Origin of the sequence: Haloarchaeobius salinus (assembly GCF_024464185.1) — an archaeon.
In the GTDB taxonomy this organism is placed as follows: domain Archaea; phylum Halobacteriota; class Halobacteria; order Halobacteriales; family Natrialbaceae; genus Haloarchaeobius; species Haloarchaeobius salinus.
This window is the reverse complement of the sequence record NZ_JANHAU010000002.1, coordinates 1011247-1031812: the sequence shown is the minus strand read 5'-3', so window position 1 is coordinate 1031812 and position 20566 is coordinate 1011247. Positions and strand designations below refer to the sequence as shown.

General features: G+C 67.1%; 20 protein-coding genes. 10 read left to right on the top strand and 10 right to left on the bottom strand.

Annotated features, from left to right (window positions below; all coding sequences use genetic code 11):
• Positions 1-148: 148 nt before the first annotated feature.
• From NO345_RS11830 to NO345_RS11820, 3 genes are read right to left on the bottom strand one after another with little or no spacing between them, the layout of a single operon-like run.
• Entirely contained in the window at positions 149-790 is a 642-nt protein-coding gene (locus NO345_RS11830; RefSeq protein ID WP_256299405.1) for an AIR carboxylase family protein, read from the bottom strand.
• Positions 791-806: 16 nt separating this feature from the next.
• Positions 807-1964, bottom strand: coding sequence for a 5-(carboxyamino)imidazole ribonucleotide synthase (locus tag NO345_RS11825; RefSeq protein WP_256299403.1), 1158 nt, complete (start codon positions 1962-1964; stop codon positions 807-809).
• Positions 1965-2003: 39 nt separating this feature from the next.
• A complete protein-coding gene (locus NO345_RS11820; RefSeq protein ID WP_256299401.1) occupies positions 2004-4073 on the bottom strand; it encodes a flippase activity-associated protein Agl23 in 2070 nt (689 codons plus the stop codon).
• Between the two features lie 491 nt (positions 4074-4564).
• On the opposite strand from NO345_RS11820, the gene ribH reads away from it, so the two are divergent.
• The gene (gene ribH, locus NO345_RS11815; protein WP_256299399.1) at positions 4565-4966 is read left to right on the top strand and encodes a 6,7-dimethyl-8-ribityllumazine synthase; all 402 of its coding nucleotides are present in this window, start codon (positions 4565-4567) and stop codon (positions 4964-4966) included.
• Positions 4963-6114: a pyridoxal phosphate-dependent aminotransferase gene (locus NO345_RS11810; RefSeq protein ID WP_256299397.1), complete on the top strand. Its 1152-nt coding sequence runs from the start codon at positions 4963-4965 to the stop codon at positions 6112-6114. The genes ribH and NO345_RS11810 overlap by 4 nt, the downstream gene beginning before the upstream one ends.
• 37 nt (positions 6115-6151) lie before the next feature.
• Here the strand turns inward: NO345_RS11810 and NO345_RS11805 are convergent, their stop codons facing one another.
• The gene (locus NO345_RS11805; protein WP_256299395.1) at positions 6152-6592 is read right to left on the bottom strand and encodes an FAD synthase family protein; all 441 of its coding nucleotides are present in this window, start codon (positions 6590-6592) and stop codon (positions 6152-6154) included.
• Entirely contained in the window at positions 6589-7092 is a 504-nt protein-coding gene (locus tag NO345_RS11800; protein ID WP_256299393.1) for a Mov34/MPN/PAD-1 family protein, read from the bottom strand. The genes NO345_RS11805 and NO345_RS11800 overlap by 4 nt, the downstream gene beginning before the upstream one ends.
• 114 nt (positions 7093-7206) lie before the next feature.
• On the opposite strand from NO345_RS11800, the gene han reads away from it, so the two are divergent.
• Positions 7207-9111, top strand: coding sequence for a Hef-associated nuclease (han, locus tag NO345_RS11795; protein WP_256299391.1), 1905 nt, complete (start codon positions 7207-7209; stop codon positions 9109-9111).
• Between the two features lie 30 nt (positions 9112-9141).
• Here the strand turns inward: han and NO345_RS11790 are convergent, their stop codons facing one another.
• The 3 genes from NO345_RS11790 to NO345_RS11780 are packed head-to-tail and all read right to left on the bottom strand — an operon-like array spanning position 9142 to position 12869.
• The gene (locus tag NO345_RS11790; protein WP_256299389.1) at positions 9142-10824 is read right to left on the bottom strand and encodes a phospholipase D-like domain-containing protein; all 1683 of its coding nucleotides are present in this window, start codon (positions 10822-10824) and stop codon (positions 9142-9144) included.
• Positions 10825-10862: 38 nt separating this feature from the next.
• The gene (locus NO345_RS11785; RefSeq protein WP_256299387.1) at positions 10863-12095 is read right to left on the bottom strand and encodes a HEAT repeat domain-containing protein; all 1233 of its coding nucleotides are present in this window, start codon (positions 12093-12095) and stop codon (positions 10863-10865) included.
• A 54-nt stretch (positions 12096-12149) separates the two neighbouring features.
• The gene (locus tag NO345_RS11780) at positions 12150-12869 is read right to left on the bottom strand and encodes a protein sorting system archaetidylserine synthase (RefSeq protein WP_256299385.1); all 720 of its coding nucleotides are present in this window, start codon (positions 12867-12869) and stop codon (positions 12150-12152) included.
• 111 nt (positions 12870-12980) lie between these two features.
• Between NO345_RS11780 and NO345_RS11775 the strand changes: the two genes are divergently transcribed.
• The 3 genes from NO345_RS11775 to NO345_RS11765 all read left to right on the top strand — a co-directional run bounded on the left by NO345_RS11775 (position 12981) and on the right by NO345_RS11765 (position 15878).
• Positions 12981-14321, top strand: coding sequence for an NAD(P)/FAD-dependent oxidoreductase (locus tag NO345_RS11775; RefSeq protein ID WP_256299383.1), 1341 nt, complete (start codon positions 12981-12983; stop codon positions 14319-14321).
• 144 nt (positions 14322-14465) lie between these two features.
• Positions 14466-15479 (top strand): nicotinate-nucleotide--dimethylbenzimidazole phosphoribosyltransferase, encoded by a 1014-nt coding sequence (locus NO345_RS11770; protein WP_368407869.1) that lies wholly within the window; start codon positions 14466-14468, stop codon positions 15477-15479.
• A 114-nt stretch (positions 15480-15593) separates the two neighbouring features.
• Entirely contained in the window at positions 15594-15878 is a 285-nt protein-coding gene (locus NO345_RS11765; RefSeq protein ID WP_256299381.1) for a translation initiation factor eIF-1A, read from the top strand.
• A gap of 141 nt (positions 15879-16019) precedes the next feature.
• On the opposite strand, the gene NO345_RS11760 is transcribed toward NO345_RS11765, so the two are convergent.
• A complete protein-coding gene (locus NO345_RS11760; protein ID WP_256299379.1) occupies positions 16020-16619 on the bottom strand; it encodes a hypothetical protein in 600 nt (199 codons plus the stop codon).
• A 519-nt stretch (positions 16620-17138) separates the two neighbouring features.
• On the opposite strand from NO345_RS11760, the gene NO345_RS11755 reads away from it, so the two are divergent.
• Positions 17139-17810 carry an SdpI family protein gene (locus NO345_RS11755; RefSeq protein WP_256299377.1) on the top strand — a complete coding sequence of 224 codons (672 nt, stop codon included), beginning with the start codon at positions 17139-17141 and terminating at the stop codon, positions 17808-17810.
• A 21-nt stretch (positions 17811-17831) separates the two neighbouring features.
• Here the strand turns inward: NO345_RS11755 and NO345_RS11750 are convergent, their stop codons facing one another.
• On the bottom strand, positions 17832-18227 hold the full coding sequence (locus tag NO345_RS11750) for a hypothetical protein (protein WP_256299375.1): 396 nt from the start codon (positions 18225-18227) through the stop codon (positions 17832-17834).
• Between the two features lie 184 nt (positions 18228-18411).
• On the opposite strand from NO345_RS11750, the gene NO345_RS11745 reads away from it, so the two are divergent.
• The 3 genes from NO345_RS11745 to NO345_RS11735 all read left to right on the top strand — a co-directional run bounded on the left by NO345_RS11745 (position 18412) and on the right by NO345_RS11735 (position 20447).
• Complete coding sequence (locus tag NO345_RS11745; RefSeq protein ID WP_256299373.1) at positions 18412-19329, top strand: ABC transporter ATP-binding protein; 918 nt, start codon at positions 18412-18414, stop codon at positions 19327-19329.
• Positions 19322-20107 (top strand): DUF2705 family protein, encoded by a 786-nt coding sequence (locus NO345_RS11740; RefSeq protein ID WP_256299371.1) that lies wholly within the window; start codon positions 19322-19324, stop codon positions 20105-20107. Before NO345_RS11745 ends, NO345_RS11740 begins: the two co-directional genes overlap by 8 nt.
• Before the next feature lie 115 nt (positions 20108-20222).
• A complete protein-coding gene (locus NO345_RS11735; protein WP_256299369.1) occupies positions 20223-20447 on the top strand; it encodes a hypothetical protein in 225 nt (74 codons plus the stop codon).
• The last annotated feature ends 119 nt before the right edge of the window (positions 20448-20566 follow it).

Here is a 20566-nt window from a genome sequence, read left to right as displayed (position 1 = left end):
GATTCTTGCGATTTCCGGGGGTTCTCCCCCGTTCCGGTCCGGGAAACGTCGACGGCCGAGTGGGTGCGGATGTTTTTAAGCGATTCCGCGTGGGGACCGGTCGGAAGTACTGGAAAACGAACAGAATCGGGGGCAGGCGGAGCCGTCGTCAGCCCCGTCGTTCCGTGAACCCGGGCGTGCCGAGCTCGTGGAGGTCCCGCGAGACGCGCGCCACGTCGCCCTTCAGACCCTCGTGGTAGTCGACGAGGCGGTCGCGGAGTTCGTCGTGTTCGCGGGCGAGGATCTGTGCGGCCGACAGCGCGGCGTTGAACGACTTCCCGGCGTCGACGGCGGTCAGCGGCGCGCCCTGGGGCATCCCGATGACCGAGTCGACCGATTTCTCCTGCACCGGCACGCCGACGACGGGCACCGGGTACGCGATGGACGCCGTCATGTTCGGCAGGTCCGCCGACTTCCCGCCCGCACCGGCGATGATGACGTCGATGCCGCGGTCCTCGGCCGTCTCGGCGTAGGCGTACATCAGCTCGGGCGTGCGGTGGGCGGAGACGACGTACGTCTCGAAGGTGAACCGCGCCTCGGGCGGGTCGTCGTAGTCGGTCATCTCGGCGAAGCCGAGTTCGTCGACGAGCGCGTCGTACGCGCCGGGACGGCCCGTCTCCGAGCCCATCATCACGTCGAGGTCGGAGTCCGAGCCCATGACGATGCCCACGTCCGGGGTGTCCGCGTCGGGTCGGTCGCGCTGTGCCTCCGCGTGCAGGTCGTCGATGAGGTCGTCGAGTTCGTCGGTCATGTGTCGTTGATCGTGGTCAGTCGAAGCTCAGTCCCTCGACGAGCGAGCGGGCGCTCGCGAGCAGGTCCTCCCGCGATTCGTCGTCGCCGGTCGCGACCCTGGTGACGTGGCCCATCTTCCGGAGTGGCCGGGCCTCGTGCTTGCCGTACCAGTGCAGGTTCACACCCGGCGTCGCGAGTACGTCCGAGACCCCGTCGACCTCCGCGGGTCGGGAGTCGTCGCCGTCCGCGAGCACGTTCTTCGTCGCGGTCGGGGCCCGCAGGTCGGTCGCGCCGAGCGGCCAGCCCACGACCGCCCGGAGGTGCTGTTCGAACTGCGAGGTGTGTGCGCCCTCGATGGACCAGTGCCCGGAGTTGTGCGGGCGCGGCGCGATCTCGTTGACGAGTATCGCCCCGTCGGTCGTCTCGAACAGCTCGATGGCGTAGACGCCACGGCCGTCGAGCAGGTCGAGCACGTCCCGGCCCACCTGCTCGGCCTCCGCGAGCACGGCGTCGGGGGAGCGCGACGGGACGACCATCTCCCGCAGGATCTCCGCCTCGTGGATGTTCTCCCCGACCGGGAACGTCGCGACCTCGCCGTCGCCCTTGGCGGCGACGACGGAGATCTCGCGCTCGTAGTCCACGAACGCCTCGACCATCGCGGGCCCGCCGACCGCGTCCATCGCGGCCGCGGCGTCGTCGACGGACTCCACGGGGACGTTCCCGCGCCCGTCGTAGCCGCCGGTGCGGGCCTTCAGCATCGCGGGCGTCCCGAGCTCGTGCAGCGCCGACCGCAGCTCCGCGGCGTCGTCCACCCGTCGGAACGACGGCACCGGAACCCCGGCGTCGGCGAGTGCCTCCTTCTGGTGGAGCTTGTCGTGGATGAGCGCGAGCGTCGCCGGATCCGGGTGGCAGGGGACGCCCGTCTCGTCGCTGATCTCGGCGAGGGTCTCCTGGTCGGCGAGTTCGATCTCGAACGTGAGGAAGTCGGACCGTTCGGCGAGGTCGCGGATTGCGTCGGCGTCGTCGAAGTCGGCGACGAGCTGGTCCGTCGCGACCTGGGCCGCCGGTGCGTTCGGCGTCGGGTCGAGGACGACCAGTTCGATGCCCAGCGGGGCTGCTGCCTCGCCGAGCATGCGTCCGAGCTGGCCACCGCCGACCACGCCGACCGTCGGGCCTGGTAGGCTCGCGGGCATGTGGTCGGGGATTCCGAAGGAGCCCGCTTAACGCTTGCTCTATCGGCCGGTGGAGGCGTTGACGAAGATGACCGTGTTCGTCCCGTTCACCGTCAGCTGCAGCTCGTACTGCTCGTAGCCGCCGCCGAGCTCGCGGGCGACGGTGTTCCGGTGGACGGCCCGGGCGACGACCACGGGCGGGGGCGACTCGAGTGCGGCGCGGAGCGCGGTCGCGTTGCGGGCGCTCGCCGTCTCCAGTCCGTGCCGTTCGAAGTACCAGGGCAGCGGCAGCCGGTTGTACCACGCCTCGTTGCGGGCGAGCTGCCGATAGGTGTCGTCCCGCCAGCCGTAGTCGTCGGTCACTGGAAGCGTGTCGGCGGCCGACTCGTCGTCCATCGCGAAGTACGCGCCGTAGTAGAGCACGTCCGGGCCGTCGTCGTGGCCGGCGGTGGCGAGTTCGACGTGGCCGAGCACCGGGTCGAACTCCGTCCCGGGCTGGCCGGGCTGGACGAGTCCGTTGTCGGGCGACGCCGGGGAGTGGAACGAGGTCGTGGCGGCCGCGCCGACGGCCGTCCCAGCTGCGGCGGTCAGGACGAGCACCGCGAGCGCGGCCGAGACGGCCCGGCGGTCGGCGACCGCGTCACCGCCCCACCGGTAGACCAGCGAGAGCGCGACGGCGGCCGGCACCGCGAGCGGGACCGCGACGTGGACCGCGTGCCAGGGCCCCATCCCGTACATGACGATGGGATAGACGAGTACGCTCGCGAGCCCCCAGTAGCCACAGAAGGCGACGAGGTCGCGTGCCCCGCCGTCGCCGTACCGGTCGAACAGGAAGCCGGCGACGCCGAACACGCAGGTCACGGCCGCACCGGCGAGCAGCGTCTTCGCGAAGAAGATGGTGTACGGGAGGAGCGACTGGTCCTGTACCGACCCGAACCAGAGCTCGCTGGCGGCGGTCCAGGTCCCGAACAGCGCCTCCTCGACGAGCCCGGCGAGCAACAGCGGGTCGCCGGCCAGCGCCACGAGGGCTGCCCCACGGGGGAGGTAGAGCGCGGCGACGACGACGGTGAACACGGTCCCCGAGAGCAGGAGCGGTCCGCGCCACAGGTGGAGTGTCCGGCCCGGGGTGGAGCCCCGGAGCAGCACCCCGAGCACGTACGCCGCGGCGACGAGCCACGCGACCGCGTACGTCACCAGTACGGCGTCCCCGACGAAGATGAGCAGGGCGAGCCCGGCGACGCCGACGCCGACGATGACGGGGAACGCCTCGCCGTCGCGGGGAACGACCCAGATCGCACACCGCAGCGCGACCAGCAGCAGTACGATGGCGACGACGCGCCCGACACCGGGGACCAGCGCCACGACCAGCGGGTTGAGCACGGCGAACAGGACCACGGCCTCGTCGACGCGCTCGCGGAGCCACCCCGGCGCGGCGAGCCGCCGCTCACCGTCGCCGACGAGCGACCAGCGCTTCCAGAACAGCCGATGGTCGACCAACAGCGCGCCCGCCCCGAGCCAGCAGGCGAGGTAGACAAGCGCGTTCTCCTTCGATGCGACCGCGAGGGCGAACGACACGCTGGAGGCGTAGAGGTACCCCGGTTCCCGCGTGTCGAGCAGCCGGACGACCAGCCCGACCGTGACGAACGCGAACGTCGCCACGAGCAGGTCCGAGCGGGCGAACCGCGAGTAGTAGAGCAGTGCGGGGTTCACGGCGAGCAGCGCGGCGAGCGCGACGACCTCGCTCCGGCGGAGTCGCTCCCGGAACAGCCACGCCGCCAGCGGGAGCAGGCCACCGAGGAGTGCCGGGAGAAGTCGGGCGACGGCGTCGCTCGGACCGAGGACGCCGAACAACAGTTCGTTCGCGTGCGCGAGCAGCGGCCCGTGGAGGATGGGCCGGTACTCCCAGACGCCGGTCGCGCCGTACCGCAGCACCGCGTAGCCGTGTCGACCCTCGTCCCAGTGGGCGGTCCGTGCGCCGAGATCGAGCAGTCTGAGGGCGAGCGCGACGAGGGAAAGTACGGCGACAGCACCGAGAAGGGGTCGGTCGACCGACTCGGACCCCGTACCGGACTCGTCTCCGGGTTCGGGACCGTCCTCGCCGTCAACCGAGGCTGCCGCCGCGTCTCCCATTGCTGTCGAACTGGCCACCCCTCCGGCATACGCTTTCCGTTCCTGTGTCGGCTAGATTGTGTGTTGGTTCTCTGGCGTGCAACACCTGTGAACACCAGGGACGTGCGTCTACTTCGAGAGCAGCTGGGAACAGCAACGACCAGAAAGCCCCCGGTCGCTCGCCGCCTGCGGCAGGCGATACTCCTCCGTCGTCCCGCTGTCCTCCGCTCGCAGGCTCGCGGAGAACTCGCTGTGCTCCTCGTTCCTGCAGTGGATATCCCTCGCTCTCACTGGCCATCGGAATCGCCCCGCGATTCCGAGACAGCCGCGCGCCACTCGGCTGATCCTGTATCGTCGCCGGGGATGTTTACAATAAAGGTAAACTTCGGCGGTATCTTGGACGCGCCGTGTCTCCCTCGCACCGGCCGGTGCCGACCACTCCAAGCCCCTCGCTACCGCCCCGCATTGTCCATAACGGTAGACCTTTGATGGACGGTTCCGACGACTCTCGCATGACCTCGCTCGGACTGGTGGTCGCGGAGTTCAACGCCTCGGTCACCGAGGAGATGGAGTCGGTTGCGCGAGACGCGGCGGCCGAGGCGGATGCGACGGTCACGGAGACCGTCCACGTCCCGGGGGTGTACGACGCCCCGCTGGCCGCCGACCGGCTGGCGCGGCGGGACGACATCGACGCCGTGGCGGTACTCGGTGCCATCGTCACCGGCGACACGGACCACGACCAGGTCATCGGGCACGCGACCGCTCAGAAGCTGACGGACGTGAGCCTCGACCGCGACCTGCCGGTCACGCTCGGCGTCATCGGTCCCGGTATGAGCGGGGCCGAGGCGCGAGAGCGTGTCGAGAACGCCGCGAAGGCGGTCGAGGGTGCAGTCAAACTGGTAGAACGACTATGAGTATGGATTTCGCAGCGAGAGTAGAGAGAGTCGAACCGTCCGCGACGCTGGCCATCTCCGACGCCGCCTCCGCACTGGAGGCAGAGGGCGTCGACGTGGTGGACCTGAGCGTCGGCGAACCGGACTTCCCCACCCCGGAGAACGTCGTGCAGGCCGCGAAGGACGCGATGGACGCCGGCCACACGGGCTACGCGCCGTCGAACGGCATCCCCGCGCTGAAGGAGGCCATCGCCGAGAAGTTGGCCGACGACGGGCTGGACTACGACCCGGGACAGGTCATCGTCACCCCCGGGGGGAAGCAGGCGCTGTACGAGATCATCAACGCCCTCATCGACGACGGCGACGAGGTCGCGCTGCTCGACCCCGCCTGGGTCTCCTACGAGGCGATGGTGAAGCTCTCGGGCGGCTCGCTCACCCGCGTCGACACCGCCGCGCACGACTTCGCGCTCGAACCCGCGCTTGACGACCTCGCCGACGCAGTTTCTGACGAGACGGAGCTCCTCGTGGTCAACTCGCCGGGCAACCCCCACGGCGCGGTGTACTCCCGCGCGGCCCTGGAGGGCGTGCGCGACCTCGCCGTCGAGCACGACTTCCTCGTCATCTCCGACGAGATCTACAAGGAGATCACCTACGGCGACGCCGAATCCATCTCCCTGGGGACGCTCGACGGGATGGGCGACCGCACCATCACGGTCAACGGCTTCTCGAAGGCGTACTCGATGACGGGCTGGCGGCTCGGCTACTTCGCCGCGCCCGAGGAGCTCGTCTCGCAGGCCGGGAAGATCCACAGCCACTCGGTCTCCTCGGCGGTGAACTTCGTCCAGCACGCCGGCGTCGAGGCCATCACGAACTGCGACGAGGCCGTCGCGGAAATGACCGAGGCGTTCGAGGCCCGCCGCGACATGCTCGTCGACCTCTTTGCAGACCACGGCGTCGACGTCGCGACCCCGGAGGGTGCGTTCTACATGATGCTCCCGGTGGACGACGACGACTCGGCCTGGTGTCAGGGTGCCATCGACGAGGCCCACGTCGCCACGGTGCCGGGCAGCGCGTTCGGCACGCCCGGCTACGCGCGACTCTCGTACGCGGCCAGCGAGAAACGGCTCCGCGAGGGCGTCGAGCGGCTGGCCGAGCACGGCTACCTGTAGACGGTCTCCGTTTCGGTTCTCCGGACGACGGCCGGTGTCAGCCGCGCAGTTCGAGGATCCGGTCGACGATACGGCCCGTCGAGAGGAGCTCGCCGTCGTACTTCGGCTCGCGGGCGCTCGCCCGGCGCACCTCGCAGTCGATGCCCCGCGAGGCGAGGGCGTCGGCGATGGCGGCCTCGTCGTGGTGCTGGTCGTGGCCGAGGACGATGCAGTCCGGGTCGATGCGCTCGATGGGGACGAAGATGTCCTCGGTGTGGCCGAGGTGTGCCTCGTCGACCATCTCCAGCGCGGCGACCATGTCGCGTCGCTGGCGGTCCGGGAGGATCGGTTTCTGCTTGTGCGTGACGTTCTCCCGTCGCGCGATGATGACGTGGAGCTCGTCGCCCAGCGACGCGGCCTCCGAGAAGTAGTGGAGGTGCCCCGGGTGGAGGATGTCGAACGTTCCCTGTGCGATGACGGTCGTCGAAGTGTCAGTCATTTGTCTCGTCGCAGTTCCGCGTCGATGTCTGCCTGTGTGAAGTCGAAGAACTCCTCGTGGTCCTCCAGGTCGACGTCGAGCACCGGGAGGTCGCGGTACTCGCCGTGCTGGTCGAACGCCCGCCAGTCGTTGCGGCCGTACGGCGCGCCCATGATGATGTGGACGGTGCCGGAGGTGAACGTCCCGAGGTCCTCGTCGCTCGGTCGGAGGACCCCGTTCGGGTGCGAGTGGATGCTCCCGAGCGAGCGCATGTCGTTCGGGATCATGTTCGAGTCGACCGTCGCGCTCACCGGGTTCGACCGGGTGCCGGGGATGACGAGGATGTCCGTGATGACGTAGCCCCCCTGATCCAGTCCGAGGTGCTTCGCGGGCGTGCCGCGGAGCATCCCCATGTACTCGTTGGGGTGGGTGTCCTCGGCCGACTCCAGCGCGAACTCGATGGTGTCCCGGGCGATGCCGAGGACACCCTGGCGCTGGAAGAACCGGTCGAACAGTCCCATGTCCTCCCCTCACGCCTCGCCGGTGCTAAACGTTCCGAAAGCAACGTTCACTGGTCGGCGCGTGCGTTCGTCTTGACAAGGGTTATACGCGGTCGTTTCGAACTCTTGCCCAACATGACAACCGACTCCGTCGGCGACGACGCTGGCGACGGGGACGTGCCGGTCGTCTACGACCTCGCACCCGACTGCACGGTCGAAGACATCGAGTCCGACACGCCCTACCTCGCCACCGTCAACGGCATCGTCGAGTACGGTATCTTCGTCGACCTCTCCGACGCTGTCTCGGGTCTCGTCCACGAATCGACCCTCGACGGCACGTTCGCCGTCGACGACGAACTGGTCGTCGAGGTCGACAACGTCCGCGACGACGGCGACATCTCCTTCGCGCCCGTCGATCTCGCGGACTACCGCGTCGAGGCCGTCGACCACGACTACCGTCCGACCGCGACGACCGCGCTCGACACCAACCTCGGCGAGCAGGTCCACGTCGAGGGCATCGTCACACAGATCAAGCAGACCGGCGGCCCGACCATCTTCCAGGTCCGAGACGAACACGGCGTCGTCCCGGCGGCCGCGTTCGAGGCCGCAGGCGTCCGCGCCTATCCCGAGGTCGCCGTCGACGACGTGGTGCGCGTGACCGGCGTCGTCGAGACCCGTGAGGAGTCGGTCCAGCTCGAGGTGGGGTCGCTCACCGCCATCGAGGACGACGAGGCGACCGACGTGCGCGAGCGCATCGACGCCGCGACCGCCGAGTGGGCCGAACCCCACGACGTCGAGCCCCTCGTCGAGTGGGAGGCGTTCGAGAAGCTCCGCGACGACATCCGCGAGGTCGCCCGACTGCTCCGCGAGACGGTCATCGAGGGACGGCCCATCCGCGTCCGACACCACGCCGACGGCGACGGGATGTGCGCCTCGGTTCCGGTCCAGCGCGCGATCGAGGGCTTCATCGCCGAGGTCCATCAGGACCCGAGCGCACCGCGACACCTGTTCAAGCGCCTCCCGAGCAAGGCCCCCTTCTACGAGATGGAGGACGCCACCCGCGACCTCAACTTCGCGCTGGAGGACCGCGCCAAGCACGGCCAGAAGCTCCCGCTCGTCCTCATGCTCGACAACGGCTCGACCGAGGAGGACGTGCCCGCCTACGAGACGCTGGCCCACTACGACATCCCCATCGTCGCGCTCGACCACCACCACCCCGACCCGGAGGCGGTCGACCCGCTGCTCGACGCCCACGTCAACCCCTACCTGTACGACGAGGACTACCGCATCACGACGGGCATGATGTGCGTCGAGCTGGCCCGGATGATCTACCCGGACCTCACCGACGACCTGCGCCACGTGCCCGCCGTCGCCGGCCTCTCGGACCGCTCGAAGGCCGAGGCCATGAGCGACTACCTCGCACTCGCCGCCGACGAGGGCTACGACGAGGACGACCTGCAGGCCATCAGCGAGGCGCTGGACTACGGCGCGCACTGGCTCCGCTACGACTCCGGCCGCCACCTCATCGACGACGTGCTCAACATCGGCGTCGACGACGAGGACCGGCACCGCCGGCTCGTCGACGTGCTCTCCACCCGCGCCGAGGAGGCCGTCGACGACCAGCTCGACGCCGCGCTGTCCCACGTCGAGCACGAGTCCCTCGACAACGACGCGCACCTCTACACCATCGACGTGGAGAACCACGCCCACCGGTTCACCTACCCCGCGCCCGGCAAGACCACCGGCGAGATCCACGACCGGAAGGTCGAGGAGACGGGCGACCCCGTCATCACCATCGGGTACGGCCCGGACTTCGCCGTCCTCCGCTCGGACGGCGTCCGCCTCGACATCCCGCAGATGGTCACCGAGCTCGACGAGGAGATCGTCGGCGGCGGCGTCTCCGGCGGCGGCCACCTCGTCGTCGGCTCCATCAAGTTCGTGAAGGGCCGGCGGGAGGAGGTCATCGACGCGCTCGTCGAGAAGATGGCCGAGGCCGACCTCGACGAGGACCTCAGCAGCGCCTCGCCGCTCACCGAGTAACGCCCACTTCTCGCGGTCTTTTTGCAGGCCTCACCCCTGTAGCTCGCCCTCGTACTCGAACTGGACCCGTCGCCAACAGACCAGCACCGCGAGCGCGGCGGCCGCGATCGCGGCGACCCAGAGCAGCCGCGGTTCCACGTTCTCCCCACCACCAGCGCCGCCGCGCCAGTCCGCGTCGAAGGCATCGGCGTAGTACCGCCCGGCCCCGTCGCCCGTCAGCACGACCGCGACCTCGCGGTTGTCCCGCAACGAGTTCCGGTTCCAGTTCACGCTGCCGACGACGACGTGGCGCTCGTCGACGACGACGCCCTTCGCGTGCAGCTTCCCGAACCGACCGGCGGGGTCGACGAGTCGGGCCTCCATCTCGAGTCCCTCCCGCTCGGCGATGGCGTTCAGTCGCTCCACGACGCGGCCGTTCTCGTCCTCGGCGTACCACGCGCTGCTCAGGAGGATCCTGACCCGTGTGCCGTTCCGCGCGGCCGCGATGGCCGCCTGCACGAGCGGCGTGTCGACCCCGCCGACGCTCATCTGCTCGACGCGGACCGACGACTCCGCGCCGGCGACCAGCGAGACCAGTGACTCCTCGGCGTTGTCCGGCGCGACGAGGACGGTCGTCGACTCGACCGGCACCGTCGCGGGCTCGAAGCGCGTCGGGTACGACCCACCAGCCGGCTCGCGGAGCACCGGGTCGACCGACTCCCGATTGTCGAGCCAGGGTTCGGCGTCGTGTGCCGTCCAGTCCGCGTTGAACGTCCGGTTCAGCGCACCGACCGGCTCGGTGCCGTTCAGCACGACGCCCCAGCCCCGGTTCGCGTGGCCGCCGGTGCCGGAGGGCTTCCAGTTCTCGGTGAGCACGAGCGCCCGGTCGTCGGCGACGAGGTACTTCGCGTGGTGGTAGTCGTAGCGGGCGGCCTCACCACCGAGCACCCGGACCGAGACGCCGCCCTCCTGCAGGCGGTCGAGTGCGGCGACCTCCCGGGCGGAGAGGCCACCGACGGGCGCGTCGTCGACGAGCACACGGACCGTCACGCCGCGGTCGGCCGCTGCGACGAGCGCGTCGGTCACCCGGTCCGAGGTGTACGTGTAGCCCGCGAGCAGGACGCGGTCGTCGGCGGCGGCGATGGCGTCGAGCGGGACCGCGGTGTCGGGCGTGACGAAGGCGCGAACTTCGCCGGGGCCACCCTGGCCGGGTTCGAAGTCGGTCGCACCCCGTGGGACCCACGCGTCGCCGGTCCAGCGTTCCGCCTCCGGTGCGTCGGCGTAGGCGAGCACGGCGACCCGCGAGCCGTTCCGGGCGAGGACGACCCGCTCGCCGCCGTTGGCGAGCCGCGGGAGGCCGTCGACCGGGACGACCCGGTCGACCGACTCGTTCGCGTCGGGCGGGAGCGCGGCCGGTGTGGCGGTGAACGCGACGCGACCCGAGACGGTGACGTTCGGGAGTGCCGCGGTGCCGTCGTCGTCGCCGAGCGTCCAGTTCCCGATAGCGGTGGGGTCGGGGAACGACGCGACGACGTACTCGCCGGCGTCGCCCTCGGCGACGGGGTTCGGGAGCACCGCGACCAGCGCTGGCCCATCGGTGGTCTCGTTGGGCGGGGAGAGTGCATCCCGGTCGCCGGCCGTGGGCGCGTCGGCATCGGCGACGACCACGCCAGCCATCGCTGCCAGGCTCAGGAGGACGATCGCGACGAGGGCATCGGCAGGGACGACGGACACGCGGGGTCTGGCCCCGCCTTCCTACAAAAAGTCCGAGTTCAGACCGCCTTCTTCGCCTCTTCCTGCACGAGGAAGGAGTGGTCGTCGGTGTACTCGGCGACGGCGTCGAGGGCGGCCTCGGTGCCGATGCGGTTCAGTGCCCACGCGGCACTGGAGCGGACGGTGTCGTCCGCGTCGTTCTCGAGGACGTCCGCGAGCGGCTCGACGGCGCGGGTGTCGCCGATGAGGCCGAGCGCGCGGGCGGCCCGGGAACGGGTCATCGCGTCCTCGGCGACTAGCTTGTTCGCGATGGGCTGGGTCGCCTCCTCGCTGCCGATCTCGCCGAGCGCGCGGAAGGTCGCCTTCTGGAGCTCCTTGTCGGAGTCTGCGTCGACGTACTCGACGAGGGTCTCGACCGGCTCGTCGCTGCCGATCTTGCCCAAGATGCTGATGGCCTTCTTGTCGCGGCGCTGGGCGCGCTGCAGCATCGGGTCGAGCGCCTCCTCGGGGCCGAAGTTCTCGAGCGCCTCGAGGCAGTGGCGCTCCATGAAGTCGGACTCGAACAGTTCGAGGCCGACGAGTATCCGCTCGGCGTCCATCTCGCGCTCGAAGATCTTGATGGCGTTCCACTCCGGCGGGTAGTCCTTGCGGTGGTCGAGGACGTCGTAGAAGCCGTGGTAGTCGAGCATCTCCCGCTGGGAGAGGTCGTCCCACTCCTCGGCGTCCTCGAGGCCGGCGAGCAGCTCCTCGCTGGCTTCGAGCAGGCTCGCGATGTCGTCGGCGTCGTCGTCGGCATCGAGTTCCATCGCCTCGACGGTCGCGGCGGCATCCTCGAGCAGTGTCTCGGCGTCCTCGACGCTGTCGGCGCTCGCGCTGACGTCGAGCAGGTCGGTCCCGAGGAAATCGTTCACGGCGTCGATGACGTCCGGTTCGCCGTCCTCGGTCCAGCGGGTGTCGGCGACCGTGGACTGCGCCTCCTCGACGTTCGCGACGACGTCCTCGCCGTAGGGGCCGCGCTGCTCCTCGAGGTCGTCTCGCGCGTCGGTGAGGTCGCTCTCGAGCGCCTCGGCCGGCGGCTCCTCGTCCTCGCCCTCCGGCTCGGGGAGTTCGGCGGCCTCGAGGTCGCCCTCGAGCGCCTCGATGTCTGCCTCGACCTCGTCGAGGTCGGCCTCCGTCTCGGCGGCGTCCAGGGCCTCGCTGATGGCGTCGAGGCGCTCGCGCAGGGACTCGACGTCCGCGACAGCGACCTCCTCGGTGCTCTCGTCGCCGGCGTCGCCCTCGTCCTCGCTCATAGGGTACCACCCGTTACCGTCACGTTCATGCGCGACTGTCGGGCCAGCGTCTCCCTAAGCGTTTCCATACAATTTCGTCGTGACCCACCCGCCGCGCCAGTAGAACAGGGGACCGGCCACCAGATAGGCGAGCCCGAGCGTGAGCAGCGCCCACGGGAACGTACGCCCGAACTGGTACGGGATGAGCACGGCGAGCGCGTGGACGACGCCCATCAGCAGCGCGTCGCGGGCGAGCAGGTCGGGATAGCGGATGGTCGAGACCATCAGGTAGACGAACGCGGCGGTGCCGACGAGCAGTACCGTCGGGTCGTGGACGCCACAGAGCACCGTCGACCCGATGATGGTCGCGGCGAGTGTCGTCGGCACGCCCTCGGTGTACTCGTCGCCCGCGTCGTAGGCGGTGTACATCCCGAGCCTGACGACACCCATCGCGACGAACAGCGCCGGGAGGACCGCCGTCGCGACGGTCTTCGCGGTGAGCGGGTCGAAGGAGACGGGCCACGCGGCGTCGACAGTCGCGTAGACGAGCACGGCGGGGGCGACGCAGAACGTCGCCACGTCGGCCAGAGAGTCGAGGTACGGGCCGACCTGCGAGCCGCCGGCGTAGCGCGCGACGACGCCGTCCAGACCGTCGGCGATGGCCCCGAGCAGCACGAGCCGTGCGGCGAGCTCGACGTCGCTGAAGGCGACGACGACGGCGACGAACCCGAGTGCGGCGTTGGCCGTGGTCACCGCGTCGGCGGGGCCGAGCCGGCCGACGAACCGGGGGAGCATACCCACCGGTTCGCCGTCCCCGTTTTACGCTCTTTCGGTCTCGGCGGGCCGCCGATGGTGGCCGGTTCACCGACCCGGCCGGCTAAGGAGCCCCGGACCCAAGTGGGACCCATGCGAGTCGCCGTACTCGGTGCCGGATACGCCGGAGTCACACTCACCAAGAAACTCGAGAAGCGGCTCCCGGAGGACGTGGAACTCGTCCTCGTCGACGACACGGGCGTCCACCTCGTCCAGCACGAGCTCCACCGGGTCGTCCGCCAGCCCTCCCTCGCCGACGTCATCACCATCCCGCTGACCGACCTCGTGGACCGTGCCGAGGTGCGCGAGCGTCGCGTGACCGGTGTCGACCGAGAGGACCGCGTCGTCAGCTTCGCCGACGGCACGACGATGCACTACGACGTGGCCGCGGTCTGTCTCGGCGCGGAGACCGCGTTCTACGACCTGCCGGGCGTCGAGGAGCACGCGACGCCACTGAAACGGCTCGAGCACGCCCACCGCATCCGCGAGGAGTTCGACGCCGTGCGCGAGACCGAGGGCCACGTCGTCGTCGGCGGCGCGGGCCTCTCCGGCGTGCAGGTCGCCGGGGAGCTCGCCCAGGTCGCCGCGGACGACCGCGAGGCGAACGCCGAGGCAGAGGCCGCCGAACAGGAGGAGGTCCGCATCTCGCTCGACGAGGCCGACGCCGAGCCACCGACCGACGAGGCCGCCGAGCCGACGACGGAGCCGGGCGACGACGAGTTCGATTCGGCGTTCGACGACTTCGGAGAGTTCGACGACTTCGGCGAGTTCGATACGCTCCCCGAGGGGGGCGTGACCGTGACGCTGCTCGAACAGTTCGACAGCGTCGCGCCGAACTTCCCCGAGCGGTTCCAGCGTGCGGTCCACGACCAGCTGGTCGAGCGCGGCGTCGACGTGCGGACCGGCGCGACCGTCGAGCGCGCGACCGCGGACGCGGTCCACCTCGCGGACGGCACGACCATCGAGTACGACCAGTTCATCTGGACCGGCGGCATCCGGGGGCCGGACGCGATGGACGGCGAGCGCCCCGTCGTCCGGAGCACGCTCTCGCTCGACCGGACGACGTTCGCCGTCGGTGACGCCGCCCGTATGGTCGACGACGACGGCGAGGCGGTGCCCGCGAGTTCCCAGTCGGCGATCCGTGCCGCCCGCGTCGCCGCGACGAACGTCGACCGGCTCGTCGAGCACCTGCGCGACGGCGAGCCCGGCGACTTCGACCCCCGGCTCGACCGGTTCGACTTCGAGTCGCCGGGCTGGCTCGTCTCGGTCGGCGACGGCGCGGTCGCGCAGGTCGGACCGACCGTGTTCGACGGCAAGGCCGCCCTGGCGCTGAAGGCGACCGTCGGCGGCGGCTACCTCTCCTCGGTCGGTGCGGTCCGGAACGCCGTCGACCTCGTGAACCAGGAGCTCGGCATCGACCCGGGCGACGACTGAGGCACGGACTGTGCGTACGTCCCGGCCCGTGCCCGCGACCGACTCATTAAAGTGCAGTTGTGCTAGATACGACGTCGTTATGTTTCGAGCAACACGGGCGCTGATCTGCGGAGGCGACGACCCGACACGGCGGGTGATCGGTGCGTGAGGCTCGTCGTCGTCGCAGGCTCGACGCGGACGGCGGCCATCGACGGTATCAGCGCCGCCGGGGCCGACGCGGACGCCCTCCGTCACACACCGAGCGCCGACCTGGAGATCCTGCACTACGGCGAGCCGACCCGGTCGCCGGTCGTCCCCGTCAGCCCGACGGGCTGTCCGACGCCCGCGGTCGTCACCCGTGCCGTCCGCGAGCACGTCGGCTTCGACGTGACCGCCGTGGACGCCGGGCTGGCACGGCCGACGGGCGCACCGACCGTCCCCCTCGGGAGCGAGCCCGGCGACGACATCCGGACCGCCGAGCCCGTCCCGGACGCCGATGCGCTGTTCGACCGGGCTCGTGCCTTCGCCGCGGGACTGCACGACGACGAACTCGCCATCGCGGAGACCATCCCCGGCGGGACGACGACCGCACTGGGCGTGCTGACCGCGCTGGGCGAGCGACCGGCCGTCTCCTCCTCGCTTCCGGAGAACCCGATGGCCCGCAAGCGCCGCGTCGTCGAGGAGGCGCTCTCGGCGAGCGACCTCCAGGCCGGCGACGCCGCCGGTGAACCCGTCCGGGCGGTGCGACACGTCGGCGACCCGGTCCTCGCGGTCGTCGCCGGCCTCGTCACGGGGGCGACAGAGACCGGAACCACGGTCAGACTCGCCGGCGGGACCCAGCTCGCCGCCGCGGCGGCGCTCGCCCGGCACGCCGGCGTCGATGCGCCGCTGTCGCTCGAGACCACGTCGTTCGTCGCCGACGACGACAGCGCGGCCCTCTCCGACCTCGCCGACGACCTCGACCTGACGCTGCGTGCGACCGACCCCGAGTTCGACGAACGGGACCACCCCGCGACGAACGCCTACGTCGCGGGCGAGGCGAAGGAGGGCGTCGGGATGGGCGGCGCACTCGCGATAGCAGCCCGCGAGGGTGTGTCGATGGCGACGGTCCGGGAGACCGTGACCGGACTCGTCGACGAACTGCTCGCGGCCCGAGCCGCCGTGGAGCCATCGCCGTGAAGGGAGTCGTCGTCGCGGGCACCAGCTCGGGGTCGGCGAGACCGTCGCGACGTTCGCCACGGATGCGCCTCCGTCTCTCGGAGGATTTAACCGTCGGTCCGACGTAGTGGAGATGTGAGTGAACACGAAGAGCGGCGAAACCTGCGGATGCCCAACGACGACGAGCTGTTCGCGACAGTGACCGAGCACCTCGGTGGCAACCACGTGCGCGTCCACTGCCAGGACGGCGAGACACGACTCGGCCGCATTCCCGGCCGAATGAAGTACCGGAACTGGATCGAAGTGGACGACGTCGTCCTCGTCGAGCCGTGGTCCTGGCAGGACGAGAAGGCCAACATCGAGTGGCGCTACACCAGCCAGGACGCAGACCAGCTCCGCCGCGAAGGGCACATCCAGTAGACCCCGCCGCAGTCCGACGTAGCGATTTCTGACCGTCTTCCGGCACCAGCGAGTGACGACGCTGTCACAGGCGAGAAGCGAGACAGGAACGTCGCGAGCGATTCAGTGAGCTACCGTACCGACCAGACTCACGGTCACGGCTTACACCACCTCTATCTCCCAGTTCGTCCCCGGTCTCGCCATGACATCGAACAGTACCCTCTCCGTCGAGTCCGCCCCGATATACGCAGTTACTGTTTCAGAGGCTCCGATCCCCTGATTGGCGGTGTAATCCATCCTCAACTCGGCCTGACCGCCACTTCCATCGTTTCTGACGTTCGCTCCATAGGTGGAGGCCTGGGCGATAAAGTAGTAGCCGACGGCATCCTCCGGGAGAGACGCGTTCATCTCGATGGTCCGCCGCTCCCCGGCCTCGAAGAAGAGCTGTCGTTCTCTCTCCCTCGTGAATCCGGAACCGGTGAGCGAGACGTGATCGACGGTCTCCGGTTCGGTCGCACCCTCACTCAGCTGCCAGAAGAGCGCCACCGTGATGTCTCCATCGGTCCCCGCATTCTGGACGGTGAACGTGAACCGCCCCCGACTCGGATTAGCGAGAGAGATCGCACGAGCGTCGGTCTGGAGGGTTTCGACCAGTTCGAACTCCGGGCTCCCGCCCGACCCATCGAGTGCGGAACAGCCAGCAGTCAGACCGATGGAGGAGAGTGCTGTCGATTGCAGGAACTTCCGCCGGGTGAACGCCATGTAGTAGCCCAAATCAGGGTGGTTGTTATTATTCTAATTGGTTCCGGCCCGGGGTCGGTGCCTACTGTCGCGTGCCCCTCGGAACACCCCGTGCGGTTCGTCGGTGGTGAGACCGAGGTGGTCGGTGTTCGCGCAGGGCACCCCGGGTTTGCGCAGCGAATCGATGGACGGCGAAGGGGGGCGTCAGGTAACCGACTGGGCTCCGATTTGAGGGGGTGTTCCGAAAACGCGGATTTTCCAGTATTTCGACGTGAGGAGGCCGCTACCGGGGTTTTGTGATTTGCGGCAGAACGGGTTACTTTCGAATGGGCGCTGCAGGCTCCGGTTCGACTGTCGAACGAATCGTCCTTTGAGGCGTGAGGGCGTCGAATCCGACCGTTTCAAAATCGCCGTTTTGACATCTGACCGAGTTACCTGTACGTTCTAGGCGAGATACAGTACACCAATTTCCACAGAATTCTATCCAGCTTACCGGCGCTTTCCTACTGATTCATCAGGGAACAGACCGTATCGTCGGGTATGAAGACAATTCACCGGTTCGGGGTGGCGGTTGGACTCGTGGTACTCTCGGGTATCGTGAGCCTGTTCGCAGCTCCGTCGCTCCCCGCCGACCTTGTCACGCACTGGAACGCCGCCGGAGAACCGGATGGCACCATGTCGAAGCAATTCGCACTCTGGCTGTTTCCCGCGATGACCGCAGGGCTGTTCGCTGTGTTCGCCGTGATTCCTCGGATCGGTCCACTCCGTGAGAACATCGCGGAGTTCCGGGCCTACTACGACTGGTTCGTCGTCATCTTCACTGGATATCTGGTCCTCATCCACACCGGGATCGTCGCATTCAACCTCGGCTACGAGTTCGACTTCACGGCCCTCATCTTGGTCGGCGCGGCTGGTCTGTTCTACTACGTCGGCATCTTCCTCCCACACGCCGAGCCGAACTGGTTCGCCGGTATCCGGACACCGTGGACGCTCAGCAGCGACGAGGTCTGGGATCGGACCCATGCCCTCGGTAGTTGGCTGTTCAAACTCACCGCCGTCTTCACACTGGTCGGGCTCTTCTTCGGCGACCTAGCGATTTATTTCCTTCTCGTCCCGCTGCTCCTGACGGCCGGAGTTACTGCCGTGTACTCGTACTACTTGTACGAGCAAATCGAACGGGAATCGGATTCGGCCTCGGGGTCGAATCTGTAAGTCACTGGCCCGGAATTCCGGTTACGTCTCCCGACTGCGGTTTTTGACCTCGTTCAACGCGATGAGCAGATACAGCACGCCGAACCCGCGGATTACTGGAACGAGCCGGTCCTTCCATTCGACTGTCTCTGGGTTTTCGTACGCGATGTTCATACTAAACCGGAGTGCCTGCTTCGGAACGAAGAGTGCAATAGCACCGGCCAGTCCAAGAACGTACATCGACACACGATACACCGATCCTCCCAGTACACTCACGACCACGAACATCACGCCTTCCGCTCTAATGGCTGGCGTAAAGGAGGGACGGGGGCTTACTTCATCAGACGTTTTGAGGGCGAGTTCCTCGAAGGCTTCCCGGACTCGTGATGGAACTAAGGCCATAACGAGTCCCACTATGACGAACCCAAATCTGGCCATAACTAACAGTACGTCGGGCGAGACAATAACGGTATGTCCCCGTTGAGTCCACGTTCTTCGTCCCGTGATTGGCCGTAGTCCCAGCCCAGTAGTCAGATCTCACCCGTCTCGTTACGGTTCCTTCTATGTACGTCGAATGTAACCTCCGGTACAACAAAATGGAGTGGATACAAAGGATGGGATTATGGGAGCAATCGAACTTGACGGGCTAACCAAGGATTATGGAGACGTTCTCGCTAACGACGATGTCTCGTTTTCCGTCGAAACTGGCGAGATCTTCGGATATCTTGGCCCGAACGGTGCAGGGAAGACGACGACGATTCGAACATTACTGGGATTACTCGAACCGACATCTGGTACAGCAACTGTTCTCGGTGCAGATGTTCACGATGAGGACGCACTTATTGACGCCAAGCAGCGAATCGGGTATTTGCCGGCGCATCTCGGATTCAACGAGGAAGTGACGGGCGCAGACGTCTTGGACTATCACGCGTCCGTCAAGGGTGGTGACCGGCGAGACGAACTCCTCGAAATATTCACACCCCCGGTGGAACGTCCCATCCGCGAATATTCGTCCGGGAATAAACGCATGCTCGGCATCATCCAGGCCTTCATGCACGACCCTGAACTCGTAATAATGGACGAACCGACATCCGGTCTCGACCCGCTTAAGCAAGAGGAGTTCAACGAGTTCGCCAGGAACGAATGCAAGCGAGGAAAGACGCTCTTCTTCTCGTCTCACGTGCTGAGCGAGGTCCGCCGCATCTGTGATCGGGTCGGGATACTCCGCGACGGGAAACTCGTCGGATTAGAGGATGTCGAGACGTTGATGGAACAAGGTGGGAAGCGTGTCCGGCTTCGAACGACTGACAAGGCCAGAACTGCACTCACAGCACTCGATGGGGTCAGTGATGTACAGACGTTCGCTGACGGAATCCAATTCATTTACACTGGCGAGTACAACACGCTCCTCCGCAAACTTGCGACACATGACGTGCGTGAAATCGACATCAGTGAACCACCGCTCGAAGACGTCTTCATGCACTACTACGGGGCAGACGGAGCAGGAGAATCCAACCAGGAGGTACAATCGGATGCTTGAAACCACGCGATATGAGGCGAGCCGCCGTCTTCGAGGAACTGTGATTCTGACGATCGGGGTGAGCCTCTACGTGGCCTTTATCGTCTGGTATTTTTCCCTCGTTGATGCATCCGCCTACGCGCAAATCGCAGAGTCAGTGCCGCCTGCGATGAGGGAAGCGTTCGGCATTCAAACGATTGGAACGATCGAAGGGTGGCTCGGGGGACAGATTTACACGTTCGTCTGGTTGGTGGGGCTCGGGATCTACTTTGCATACTCAGCAGCGGGGAAGATTGCAAGCGATATCGAGAATGACCGAATGGATCTGTTGCTCTCATTTCCGGTTTCTCGGAGCCAGTTACTTCTCGAAAAATTCGCATCGATGGTGCTTCCACTTGTCCTGCTGAACGTAGTTGTGGGCGGAGTCACGTACGGTCTCGTACTGGCGATTGGCGAAACGATTGATCCGATGCATCTCGTGTTGGCGCATCTCCTCTCGATTCCGTATCTCCTTGTCTGCGCTGCGATTGGAACAGTTCTCTCGGTACTCGTGAATCGGGCGGCGGTTGCAGAGCGAGCTGCCATCGGGCTGATGTTCGTTCTCTGGCTGGTTGAATCCGCAGTTGGCGCGGCGGAGGAGTTCTCGTGGATTCAATACATTAGCCCAACCCATTACTACTCCCCAACACCGGTTCTCATTGATGGTACGTACGAGGTAATGGACTCTGGAGTTCTCCTTGCTGGATTTTTGGGACTGCTCATCGTGAGCCAAGTACTGTTCCAGCGGCGAGATATATAGAGAGATTCGGCTCGGGGACCGTATTAGTTCGACACCATCTGTAGTGTATTCGGGTGCACAGTAGAGTTGCTCGGTCATCACAATCTCTATCTCATTTTATTATGAATATCTCGTCATGACGCTCGTAGACACCGGCACTGTTGGCACCACCGAAGTATTGATAACTCTTGTCGCAGTCGCTCTTGCTCTTCTCATAACGTTCTACATCCACCGAGACGCCGACAGTCGTGGAAGTTCCCACGAACTCGCATGGGGCCTTGCCGCATTTTTCGGTGGCCCCGTCGTTTGGATTCTCTACTACGTTGTACGTGAGGAGATCGGCCCGAGCAAGTCAATGTAGCGGTCGCTACATCGTACCCTAATGGTTATCGGATTTCTCACTCGTGTAGTTCACGCTCTGGACTTACCGAGGCACACCGGGCCTGTAGCCGAGGTTTCAACAGAGCCAGAAACGCCACT